Here is an 11,670-nt window from a genome sequence, read left to right on the forward strand (position 1 = left end):
AACGCCCCGGCGATCGCGGCGGCCGAGGCCGAGTACGAGCAGATGTGGGCGCAGGACGCGGCCGCGATGTCGGATTATTACGCCGGTGCCTCGGCCGCGGTCGCGCAACTGGTGCCGTGGCAGGCGCTGCCGCAGAACCTGGGCAGCGGAAACGTCGGCGTCGGCAACATCGGCATCAACAACGTCGGCAACGGCAACATCGGCATCGGAAACCTCGGCAACGCGAACTTCGGCATCCAGAACACGGGCGACCAGAACATCGGCATCGGGAACACCGGCAATCAGAACATCGGCTTCGGGAACCCGGGCAACGGCAACGTCGGGGTGCTGCTCGTCAACGAGAACCAGGTGGGGATCGGCGGTCCGACGGCCCTGATCATGGGCGGCACCGGCCTCGGCCCGCTGCCCCGGCTACACAACGTGCTGGCCTCCGAGCTCTTCATCAATCCGACTCACCCCGACTACAACGCGCAGTTCCTGGTGACGCCCGAGAAGTTGTTCCCCTTCACCGGGCTGGACAGCCTGACGCTGGACCAGTCCGTGGCCCAGGGCGTGCAGAACCTGAACACGGCGATCAACACGCAACTCGCGGCGGGAAACCACGTCATCGTCTTCGGCGGCTCGCAAAGCGCCGTGATCGCCACCGTCGAGATGCGCTATCTGCAATCTTTGCCGGCGGGCGTGCGGCCGGCGCTGGACCAGCTGTCCTTCGTGCTGATCGCCAACCCGGACCGCCCCGACGGCGGGCTGCTGGCGCGCCTTCCCGGTTTCTCCATACCGGGAATCGGCTTCACGTTCTACGGCGCGACGCCCACCAACGCCTACCCCACCATCGACTACGCGGTCCAATACGACGGCGCCGCCGACTTCCCGCAGTACCCGATCGATATCTTGGCCGACGCCAACGCCATCGCCGGCTTCCTCTTCGTGCACCCGGCCTACAACACCGTGACCACCGCCCAGCTGGCGTCGGGGGTGGTCCAGCCCGTGTCGCCGGGGGACACCATGACGACCTACATCCTGATTCCCAATCCGAACCTGCCGCTGCTCGACCCGCTGCGCGCCATTCCCCTGGTGGGACACCCGCTGGCCGACCTGGTCCAGCCGGACCTGCGGGTGCTCGTCGAGCTGGGCTACGACCGCGCCGCCTACCAGGATGTGCCCACGCCGTTCGGGCTGTTCCCGCAGATCGATCCGGCGACGCTCGGCGCCGAGCTGCAGCAGGGGGCGGTGCAGGGACTCACCAACGCGCTGGCCGACGTGGGGTTGCGGCTCTAGCGACCTCAGAGGATGGGCTGCGGCACCCCGGCCGCGGCGCTGTCGGCGCCGTCCGCCAGCCGGTTGGCCACCGGCAGCAGCTCGCCCAGTTGGCGCGGGTACACCTGTTCGCCCGCGGCGGTCAGCTCGGCGATGTCGTTCGCGTCACACCACCGGGCGCCGTGAATGTAGCTGCGTTCCAGCGCGGTCCGCCCCGCCAGGGACGGCTCGAACCGGCGGGTGCGGTGCAGGAGGTAGAACTCCTCGCTCTCGATCAGCGAGCCGTTGAACTCGAAGACCTCGTCGCGCCGCCACACAGGTCCGACCATGTCGGCCGGCTCGACCCGCAGGCCGGTCTCTTCGGCCAGCTCGCGCACGGCGGCCTCGACCAACCGCTCGCCATCGCCCACCTCGCCGCCCACGGTGAACCACCACCGGGGCGCGGCCCCGTCGCCGAATGCCGGGTTGGCCGGGTCCGACCCGCACAGCAACAGCACGGCGCCGGACTCGTCGAGCAGCACCACCCGCGCCGACGTGCGGTGGTTGGGCACGCCTCGCTCGGGGTGCGCCAGTGCGTGCGGGCGCTCCAGGATCTCGAAATAGCTTGGCAGCGCGGCGGTTCCGCCCAGCCGAAGGGTGCGCACCAAGAATCGCTCACGCAGGGCCAGGGTGTCGCGAACGGCGTCGTTGTGGAAGCGGCGGGCCAGCACCACGCGGGCCTCGGCGTCGGCCAGCTCGGCGATCAGACCCGCCGGCAGCGACGCGGGATCGACCATCGCGAGCGCGGCCGACAGCTCGTTTTCCGCGTTCTCGCGGGCCGGGCGCGGCGCGTGTTCCGCCGCGTCGGCCAGCGCGGCCAGCCGCCTGCCCTCGGCGGAACTCCCATACCCGTCGATCGCCACGGCCCGGGCCACCACCGCGCGTCGGGCCAGCGCGCCGTCGAGCGCCTGCCAGGAGAGGTCGTAGCGGACGTGCAGCCGGTCGAGCCGGTGGGCGGTCTGGTATGCCCAGCCGGCGAAGGCGACCAGCGCCACCAACGCCACGACGGCGATGACGAGCCACGTCATCAACTGGCCACCTGAACCTTGGCGCCCGACCCGGCGACCGTCTCGTACACCCGCATGATCTGGCTGGCCACCACCGACCAGTCGTAGCGGTGGACCGCCCTCGAAGCGGCCGCCACGTAGCGTTCGCGCAGCGCGTCGTCGGACAGCACCTCGACGAGCGCATCGGCCAGCGCGGCGCCGTCATCGACGGGCACCAGCCGCCCGCAGTCGCCGTCGCACAACACGCGTCGGAACGCGTCCAGGTCGCTGGCCACCACCGGCGTGCCGGCGGCCATCGCCTCGACCAGGACGATCCCGAAGCTCTCCCCTCCCGTGTTGGGCGCACAGTAGACGTCGGCGCTGCGCATCGCCGACGCCTTTCCGGCGTCGTCCACCTGACCGAGGAAGCGAATGTGGTCCACCAATTCGCCTGCCTGCTCGCGCAATTCGTCCTCGTCGCCGCGCCCGACGATCAGCAACTGCACATCCGGATGGCTCTCCACCACCCGCGGCAGCGCCTCGAGCAGCACCGTCATGCCCTTGCGGGGCTCGCCGTAGCGGCCCAGGAAAAGCACCGTCTTGCCCGGGCGCGGATATCCGTCGAGCCGCGGCGCCGAGGCGAACGAATCCACGTCGACCCCGTTGGGGATCTCCACCGCGTCGGTGCCCAGCGCCTCCATCTGCCAGCGCCGGGCCAGGTCGGACACCGCGATCCGGCCGACGATCTTCTCGTGCATCGGGCGCAGGATGCCCTGAAAGACCGTCAGGGTCAGCGATTTGGTGGTCGACGTGTGAAACGTCGCGACGATCGGCCCCTCGGCGATGTTCAGGGCCAGCATCGACAGGCTGGGCGCGTTGGGCTCGTGCAGGTGCAGGACGTCGAAATCGCCGTCGGCGAGCCACTTTTTGACCTTGCGGTGGGTGGCCGGGCCGAACCGCAGCCGGGCCACGGACCCGTTGTAGGGAATCGGGACGGCCTTGCCGGCGGAGACGACGTAGTCGGGCAGCGCGGCGTGCGGGGACACCGGTGCCAGGACGCTGACCTCGTTCCCGCGGGCGCGCATCACCTCGGCCAGCTGCAAGACATGGGATTGCACCCCGCCCGGCACGTCGAACGAATACGGACAGACCATCCCGATTCGCATCAGGTTTCCCTCAACCTCGCCTGCTTGGCGTCCGACAGGTCCGCGAGCCACTGCGGCTGCATCATGTGCCAGTCCTCGGGGTGCGCGGCGATGTTCGTGGCGAACTGATCGGCCAGCGCCTGCGTGATGGCCTGGACGTCGCCGCTCGAGGTATCCACGGGCGGGTATATCTCGACGGGCCAGCCGTCGGGCTCGTTCCAGCAGTGCGCCGGGCACAGGGCCGCCCCGGTTTCGATCGCGAGCTTCGCCGGCCCGGCCGGCATGCGGGTGGGTTCGCCGAAGAATTTCACTTCCACACCGGTGCGGGTCAGGTCGCGCTCGGCCATCAGGCACACCGGCCGGTTGGCCCGCAGTCGCTCGCAGAGCAGCTCGAACGGCGGGCGTTCGCCGCCGGAGAGCGGGATGACCTCAAAGCCAAGGCTTTCCCGGTACCCGATGAAGCGCCGGTACAGCGATTCGGGTTTGAGGCGCTCCGCGACGGTGGCGAAGGTGCCGTGCGTCTGCACCAGCCACACCCCGGCCATGTCCCAGTTGCCGCTGTGCGGCAGCGCGAGCACCACTCCCCTGCCCTCGGCCAGGGCGGCGTCGATGTGGTCGGCTCCGCGGAAAGTCTTGTCGATGCGACGGGCCAACTCGCGGTGGTCCATCGTCGGCAGCCGGAAGGCCTCCCGCCAGTAGCGGGCGTAGGACGCCAGCGAGGCTCGCATCAGCTGGTCCGGCACCTGATCGGGTGGCACGCCGATCACGCGGGCCAAGTTCTTGCGCAACTGATCAGGCCCGCCGCCGCGGGCGGCGTATCGCGCGCCGGCGTCGAATGCATTGCGGGCGGCGAACTCCGGCATCGCCCGCACCGCCATCCACCCGGTGGCATACGCCCAGTCGCTCATCCTGTCGGTGGTGGTGGCTGCTACCAGGCGACTCACCAGGCGGCGGGGCGCCCCGATCGCGTTGAGGCCGGGCGGGTTCGGGATCACGGCATGGGCTCCGTCGCGCCGGGGGAAGTGCGCACCGTGTGCAACCGCTGCACGCAGGTGACGACGCTGGCCGCCGCCAGCAGCCACATCGCCACCGACAGCGCTGGCGGCCAAGCGATATAGGGGAAGTCGGAGATGCCGGCGCCGACCAGCACGATGATCAGCCGTTCCGGACGTTCGATGATGCCGCCGTCGCCGCGCAGCCCGCTGGCTTCGGCCCGCGCCTTGATGTAGGAGATCACCTGCGAGGTGACCAGGCAGATCAGGGTCGCCACCACCAAGAGCTTGTCGTGCAGGCCGAAGGCAGCCCACCACAGCAGCCCGCAGAACACGGCGCCGTCGCTGATCCGATCGCACGTCGCGTCCAGGACAGCGCCGAAACGCGTTCCGCCGCCCCGTTCCCGGGCCATCGCCCCGTCGAGCATGTCGAAGAGCACGAAGAACCAGACCACCAGCGTGCCCGCGAAGAGCCGGCCCGTCGGGAAGAGCGTCAGCGCCCCCGCGACCGCGACGACCGTGCCCAGGATCGTGACGGCGTCGGGCGTCAATCCGACTTTCAGGCAGGCCCGCGCCGTCGGAGTGGTGAGCCGCGCGAACGCCGCCCGCGACAGGAACGGCACTTTACTCACTGTCGGGCCCACTCCGTCGCGAGCAGCCGGCGGGTGTCGCGCAGCAGCTGCGGGATCACCTTGGCGCCACCGACGATGGTGATGAAGTTGGCGTCGCCGCCCCAGCGGGGCACGACGTGCACGTGCAGGTGCTCGGCCAGCGAGCCCCCGGCCGACGTGCCCAGGTTCATCCCGACGTTGAAGCCGTGCGGCCGCGAAACGTTCTTGATGACGCGAATCGCCTTCTGCGTGAAGGCCATCAGCTCCGCGCTCTCCGCCACGGTTAGGTCCTCGAGCTCCGAGACCCGCCGGTAGGGCACCACCATCAGGTGCCCAGGGTTGTAGGGGTAGAGGTTGAGCACGGCGTAGACGAGTTCGCCGCGCGCGACCACCAACCCGTCCTCGTCGGGCAGCTGCGGAATGTCGGTGAAGGGCTGCTCGGTCTTGCCGTTGTCGCGCTTCATCGGCGCCTCGGCCAGGTAGGTCATCCGGTACGGCGTCCACAGCCGTTGCAGGTGGTCTTGCTCACCGACGCCGCGGTCCAGGATGGTGTCGTCGCGCTCGGAGTCACTCACCGCCGGTTACCTTCACCAGTTCGGCCGTGGGAGCAGCGTTTTCGCGGTCGGCGATCCACTTCACGATCGCATCGACGGCGCTGTCCCGGTCCACGCCGTTGATCTGCGTGCGGTCGCCGAAGCGGAAGCTCACCGCGCCCGCCTGCACGTCGCGGTCGCCGGCCAGCAACATGAACGGCACCTTCTGGTTGGTGTGGTGGACGATCTTCTTGGCCATCCGGTCGTCGCTGGCGTCCACCTCGACCCGCACGCCGTGCGACTTCAATTGTGCCGCAACGTTTTCCAGGTACTCGACGTGTTCGTCGGCGACCGGGATGCCGACCACCTGGACCGGCGCCAGCCACGCCGGGAACGCGCCCGCGTAGTGCTCGGTCAGGATGCCGAAGAACCGCTCGATCGACCCGAAGAGCGCGCGGTGGATCATCACCGGGCGCTGCCGCGTCCCGTCCGGGGCGGTGTATTCCAGCTCGAAACGCTCCGGGAAGTTGAAGTCCAGCTGGATGGTCGACATCTGCCAGGTGCGCCCCAGCGCGTCCTTGACCTGGACGGAGATCTTCGGGCCGTAGAACGCCGCGCCGCCCGGGTCGGGCACCAGATCCAGCCCGGATTCGGCGCCTACCTCGGCCAGCACGTTGGTGGCTTCCTCCCAGACCTCGTCGGAGCCGACGAACTTCTCCGGGTCCTTGGTGGACAGCTCGAGGTAGAAGTCGGTGAGCCCGTAGTCGCCGAGCAGGTCGAGCACGAAGCGCAGCAACGAGCGCAGCTCGTCGCGCATCTGGTCGCGGCTGCAGAAGATGTGCGCGTCGTCCATCGTCAGGCCGCGGACCCGGGTCAGCCCGTGGATCACGCCGGACTTCTCGAGGCGATAGACGGTGCCGAACTCGAAGAGCCGCAACGGCAGTTCGCGGTAGGACCGCCCGCGGGCCCGGAAAATCAGGCAGTGCATCGGGCAGTTCATCGGCTTGAGGTAGTAGTCCTGCCCCGGTTTGCGCAGCGACCCGTCCTCGTTGTGTTCGGCGTCGATGTGCATCGGCGGAAACATGCCGTCGGCGTACCAGTCCAGGTGGCCCGACGTGTGGAACAGCTGGGCCTTGGTGATGTGCGGGGTATTGACGAACTGGTATCCGGCCTCGGTGTGCTTGCGCCGCGAGTAGTCCTCGAGCTCGCGGCGCACGATCCCGCCCTTGGGATGGAAAACCGCCAAACCCGAACCGATTTCGTCGGGAAAGCTGAACAGGTCCAGCTCGGCGCCGAGCTTGCGGTGGTCGCGGCGCTGGGCTTCCTCGATCAGCTCCAGGTAGTTCTCGAGCGCCTCCTGAGACTCCCACGCGGTGCCGTAGATGCGTTGCAGGCTCGCGTTGCGCTGGTCGCCGCGCCAATAGGCCGCCGAGCTTCTGGTCAGCTTGAACGCGGGGATGTGCTTAGTGGTGGGGATGTGGGGCCCTCGGCACAGGTCGCCCCAAACCCGTTCGCGGGTGCGGGGATTGAGGTTGTCGTAGGCGGTGAGCTCGTCGCCGCCGACCTCCATGATCTCCGCGTCACCGGATTTGTCGTCGACGAGTTCGAGCTTGTAGGGCTCGTCGGCCAGCTCGGCGCGCGCGGCGTCCTTGGATTCGTAGACACGCCGTTCGAAGAGCTGGCCGTCCTTGACGATCTGGCGCATCCGCTTTTCCAGCTTGGACAGATCCTCGGGCGTGAACGGCTCCGCCACGTCGAAGTCGTAGTAGAAGCCGTCGGTGATGGGCGGCCCGATGCCCAATTTGGCTTGCGGGAAAAGGTCTTGGACGGCCTGGGCCAACACGTGCGCGGCCGAGTGCCTGATCACGCTGCGGCCCTCGTCTGTGTTGGCCGCGACCGGGACGACCTCGGCGTCGGCGTCGGGCACCCAGCTCAGGTCGCGCAGCTTGCCGTCGGCGTCGCGCACCACCACGATCGCGTCGGGCGCGCCGCGCCTGGGCAGCCCGGCCTCACCGACGGCGGCGGCCGCGGTGGTCCCGGCAGGCACCCGGATCGGGTTTGCCGGGGTGGGCTGTGCGGCGGCGCTCATCGGGTTTGGTCTCCAACGTCTGGGTGGTCAGTCGTTGCAATGCTATCGGGGCAGTCGGCGTCCGAGCAGGGCCGCCGACTTGGTGCCGCGCCGCAACCGCGGTCGGGCGCGCTTATCTGGGGGAATCGCAGTAACTCGGCACGCTGCGCAGTTGCTGCCGGCCATCTCGGCGAAGGTCAGGTCGTCGGGGCGAAACGGATCAACGGGTTGGCCGGCGATCAATCGAGGGAATCCGGCGACAGGCTGCCGATGAGGTAGCCGACGATCAGCGGAATCGCTTGCGGTACCGGGCCACGGCATCGTCGTGCACGGTGGCGGCGAAGTCCAGGCGCTCGCCGCGCAGGTACCCGGCTACACCGAGCGCCGTGAGGCCCGCGCCCGAGATCCACGCGGTCCACCCTGCGTCGTCCCCGGCGAACCCGGCAACCCATGGCGACAGGAACAGCGCGAAACCCGTGCACGCCAGCGTCAAGAAGTCGTGGGTGGGGTCCACGGCGACCAGCGACCAGACGGCGGACACGGCCGCCAGCACCCCGAGGCCGATCGTGACGCCGCGCCCCGCGGCCGTCGTGTGCGCAGCGATTCCCAACACCACTGTGGCGAGGCCCCCGAGAAGCGCCGCTCGCCCGAGCCAAAAGCTGGGCACACTGCGCAGTGCCTGGCCGACCCCCAGCTCGTTGATGCGGTCCCCGGTCGCCGCCTTATCGCCCAGCCATCCGATAGCGCCGAGGACCATGGCAATGCCACCGGCCACCCAGCACGTCCAGGAGGCACCGAGGTCGGCGTTGTACCCGTTGCCCAGGAACGGGACGGTGACCGTGGCCAGGCCGACGACGAACAGGCCCCAGTGGTCGGGTCTGCGGTGGCGCGCGAGTATGGCCAGCACGCCGAAGAAGGCAATGAACGCGGCGAAGCCGAACGCGAAGCCCTCACCGACGCGGGTCGAGCTCAACGCGAACGCCGCCGCGGCCGCGCAGACACCGAGTGCTACCGCGGACCAGCCGATCCACGTTCTATCCGAAGCGAGGGACATCTCCGGAAAATACCCGCGCCGGTGCATCTCACACTAGGTGCGGTCTGGGGCGGCCCAATCTGCCGACTACCGGGGTATCCGGTTCGGCCGGTTCGGCGGAGGCTCAAGGAGGTCATGGAGAGCGATCCGAACGTGTAACCGTCCAATGAGGATTCCGTGAAACCGCTTGCTCCCCAACGGCTTACGAGTGTGCCAACCAGGCCAGCGCGGCGACCGTCAGCGCTTCGGTGCCGGTGTCGAGAGTGGGCTGGATGACGGGCGCGAACGTCGGCGAATGGTTGACCGGGATGTCCTCGCAGATCCGGCCTGCTGAGTCGGCTTCTCGATATGCGCCGGGATCGGTTCCACCGATACCCCAATAGCTGTAGGGCGTGTCGAGTGCGTTGGGAATGTCGCTGAAGTCTTCGCTCGCGGTCTGCAGCGGCAGATCGCATGACCGGTCGCCGAAATGGTCGTCGAACGCGCGGCGCACCCGCTCGGTTACCGTCACATCGTTGATGGTCGGGGGGTAGTGGTCGAAAAGTTCGAAGTCGGGGTCTTTCGGCGTGCCGGATGCCTGGCATTCCGCGATGACGATGCGCCGGATCGCGTCAACGATGCGGTTGCGGGTTCGCTCGCTATAAGCGCGCAGGTTCAATTCGAGCACAGCGCGGTCGCCGATGACGTTGCTCTTCGCGCCCGACTCGACCTTCCCGATCGTCAGCACCGCGGGATCGGTCGGCTCGATCTCGCGGGAGACGATGGTCTGCAACCGGATCACGATCATGGCGGCGAGGACCACGGGGTCGACCGTCGCCTGGGGCATCGAGCCGTGCCCCCCGCGGCCGTACACCGTAACTCGCATACTGTCCGCGGAGGCCAAAACGGGCCCGGCTCGCGTCCGAACCTGACCGGCCGGAAAGGGCAGGACGTGTTGCGCCAGCGCGACGTCGACGCGGCCGACCAGCCTCGCAAGCTCGTCGTCGACCATGCCGCGTGCGCCGTCACCGACTTCCTCGGCGGGCTGGAACAACGCGATGGCGGTGCCCTGCCACTGTGCGCGCGCGCTGGCCAGCAGCGCGGCAGCGCCGAGCAGGCAGGCCACGTGAGCGTCGTGCCCGCAGGCGTGCATCACCGGTACGTCGTTCCCGTCGGTGTCGGTGGTGGTGACAGTGCTCGCGTACGGGAGGCCGGTGTCCTCCCGCACCGGCAGCGCGTCCATGTCGGCGCGCAACAACACGGCGGGACCGTCGCCGTTGCGCAGGATCCCGACCACGCCGGTCCCGCCGATGCCCTCGTGAACGTCGTAACCGAAGCCGCGTAGCCGTTTGCTCACCGCTTCGGCGGTGTCGTGTTCCTGGTGTGAGAGTTCCGGATGCTGATGGAGGTTTCGGTAAAACTCTTCCTGCCATCCACGGGTTTCGGCCAGCCCGGCAAGCACCGTTGCGGACAGTGACACGCTATTCATCGTTCAAGCCATTCCCGTCGCGGATCGTGCCGACACCCTTGCGAGGCCGACGCCGCGAAAAAATTGTCGCCGGAGACCAGGCGTCGGCGGCGGGCAACATCCAGCCACGCCACTGCGCGAGCCAGCACAGCACCGTCCCGGTCAGTGCTCCCAACAACAGCCCTGGCGTCGGATGGTTCCGGTAGTTGAAGAACACCAGCACGCCGCTCGCGGCGAGCGCACACGTGGCGTACAACGTGTTACCACCGAAGATTCCCGGCACGCGACGCATCACAATGTCCCGCGCTGCGCCCCCACCCACCGCCGAGATCGTGCCCAGTAGCAGCGCAGCCAGCCAGCCGAGGCCCACAGCGAGCGTTTTGTGCGCACCGGTCGCGGCCCAGCATCCCAACGCCAGCGCGTCCACAACCGGCCACACCCAATTCCACACTCGGCCCTCGACCCGGAACGCGAACGCGATCGCCGCTCCCGCCAATGCGGTCAAGAGATACGCGTAGTCGGTGAGCGCGACCGGGGTGCCGCGCTGGAGCAGAGTGTCGCGGATCATGCCGCCGCCCAGTCCCGACAACACGGCGAGCGCGCCGAAGCCGACGGGGTCCAGCTTCTCCTTACGCGCGACCACACCGCCCAGCAGGGCGTTGCCGAACACGCCGGTCAAGTCCACCGCGCGGAACAACTCCGCCATCGTCATGTCCGCGAACGCCACAGCGAGAACCCCTTCACCGCATTGCCCACGTCACCTGTCACGGCTGCCCGGGCTTGAGGCGCACGAAGAGGGCGTCGGCCTCGGTCAGCAGGGTGTCGCCGTCGCAGAGCCGGCCCGACACGAAGATCTTTCGGCCGTCCACCCGGTCGATGCCGGCCTCGAACTGCAACTCCTTTTCGATCGGCACGATGTGGCGGTAATTGATCTTGAGGTAGGCGGTGCGCTGGCGGGGGCCGCCGGTGATCACCGAGGACGTCAGCCCGAGCACGCTGTCGAACAGCATCCCCAAAGCCCCGCCGTGCACGGCGCCGTTGCGCCCGAGGTGAAACCGCGCGAAGCGCGCCCAGCCGTGGATGCGCGCGTCGTCGCCCTTGCTCGCCTTCATCGGGATGGACAAGATGTTGCCGCGCATCGGCAGGTCCATCCGGCGCCCGGACGGCGACTCCCACTCGTCGGCGTCGTACGGGCTCAATAGCGCCGAGAGCTTCTCCAGCTGATCCGCGGCCTCGGTGATCACCGCGTCGGGGGCGTCGACGGCGCGGGCGTGGTCCTGCAGCTTGCGCACGGCGTCGATGAACCGGCCGTAATCGGGGCCGCCCTTGGTCGTCGGCTCGGGCGGGTTGAAGCCGCCGCCGGGGTGTTTGTGATGGTCGCCTGCCACCTACACACCGTATTAGGTGACCGGGGCGCCCGGCCCCGGCGATGGTTCCTACCGATGGAAGGTCAGCCGTGCGAGCCGGTACCGCCTGTGCCGCCGGCGGCGCCGTTGGCGCCGGCGGTGCCGTTGCTGGTCGATCCGGTCCCGAAGGTGCCGCCGGCGCCGAGCGCGCCG

11 protein-coding genes are annotated in these 11,670 nt (G+C 68.9%); 1 reads left to right on the top strand and 10 read right to left on the bottom strand.

The genetic code is table 11. The features are described 5' to 3' along the window. Positions 1-1,278: PE-PPE domain-containing protein (locus tag N415_RS29775; RefSeq protein WP_068189730.1), on the top strand; the 1,278-nt coding region annotated here is incomplete at its 5' end. Between the two features lie 5 nt (positions 1,279-1,283). Here the strand turns inward: N415_RS29775 and N415_RS29780 are convergent. The 10 genes from N415_RS29780 to N415_RS29825 form a co-directional block, all read right to left on the bottom strand. After that, the gene (locus N415_RS29780; RefSeq protein WP_068189735.1) at positions 1,284-2,324 is read right to left on the bottom strand and encodes an NUDIX domain-containing protein; all 1,041 of its coding nucleotides are present in this window, start codon (positions 2,322-2,324) and stop codon (positions 1,284-1,286) included. Beyond that, a complete protein-coding gene (locus tag N415_RS29785; RefSeq protein WP_068189738.1) occupies positions 2,324-3,448 on the bottom strand; it encodes a glycosyltransferase family 4 protein in 1,125 nt (374 codons plus the stop codon). Before N415_RS29785 ends, N415_RS29780 begins: the two co-directional genes overlap by 1 nt. Next, complete coding sequence (locus N415_RS29790) at positions 3,448-4,392, bottom strand: phosphatidylinositol mannoside acyltransferase (protein ID WP_255342552.1); 945 nt, start codon at positions 4,390-4,392, stop codon at positions 3,448-3,450. The genes N415_RS29785 and N415_RS29790 overlap by 1 nt, the downstream gene beginning before the upstream one ends. A 26-nt stretch (positions 4,393-4,418) precedes the next feature. Then, positions 4,419-5,051 (bottom strand): phosphatidylinositol phosphate synthase, encoded by a 633-nt coding sequence (pgsA, locus tag N415_RS29795; protein WP_068101594.1) that lies wholly within the window; start codon positions 5,049-5,051, stop codon positions 4,419-4,421. After that, positions 5,048-5,605, bottom strand: coding sequence for an HIT domain-containing protein (locus N415_RS29800; RefSeq protein ID WP_068189745.1), 558 nt, complete (start codon positions 5,603-5,605; stop codon positions 5,048-5,050). Before N415_RS29800 ends, pgsA begins: the two co-directional genes overlap by 4 nt. After that, on the bottom strand, positions 5,598-7,652 hold the full coding sequence (thrS, locus tag N415_RS29805; protein WP_068189748.1) for a threonine--tRNA ligase: 2,055 nt from the start codon (positions 7,650-7,652) through the stop codon (positions 5,598-5,600). The genes N415_RS29800 and thrS overlap by 8 nt, the downstream gene beginning before the upstream one ends. 265 nt (positions 7,653-7,917) lie before the next feature. Beyond that, a complete protein-coding gene (locus N415_RS31165; RefSeq protein WP_081665607.1) occupies positions 7,918-8,685 on the bottom strand; it encodes an SPW repeat protein in 768 nt (255 codons plus the stop codon). A 181-nt stretch (positions 8,686-8,866) separates the two neighbouring features. Further along, complete coding sequence (locus N415_RS29815) at positions 8,867-10,132, bottom strand: amidohydrolase (RefSeq protein WP_068189751.1); 1,266 nt, start codon at positions 10,130-10,132, stop codon at positions 8,867-8,869. Further along, complete coding sequence (locus N415_RS29820) at positions 10,125-10,838, bottom strand: TRIC cation channel family protein (protein ID WP_068189754.1); 714 nt, start codon at positions 10,836-10,838, stop codon at positions 10,125-10,127. Before N415_RS29820 ends, N415_RS29815 begins: the two co-directional genes overlap by 8 nt. Positions 10,839-10,875: 37 nt before the next feature. After that, a complete protein-coding gene (locus N415_RS29825) occupies positions 10,876-11,499 on the bottom strand; it encodes a PaaI family thioesterase (RefSeq protein ID WP_068189757.1) in 624 nt (207 codons plus the stop codon). Between the last annotated feature and the right edge of the window lie 171 nt (positions 11,500-11,670).

It is taken from the genome of Mycobacterium sp. UM_CSW, from assembly GCF_000455205.1.
In the GTDB taxonomy this organism is placed as follows: domain Bacteria; phylum Actinomycetota; class Actinomycetes; order Mycobacteriales; family Mycobacteriaceae; genus Mycobacterium.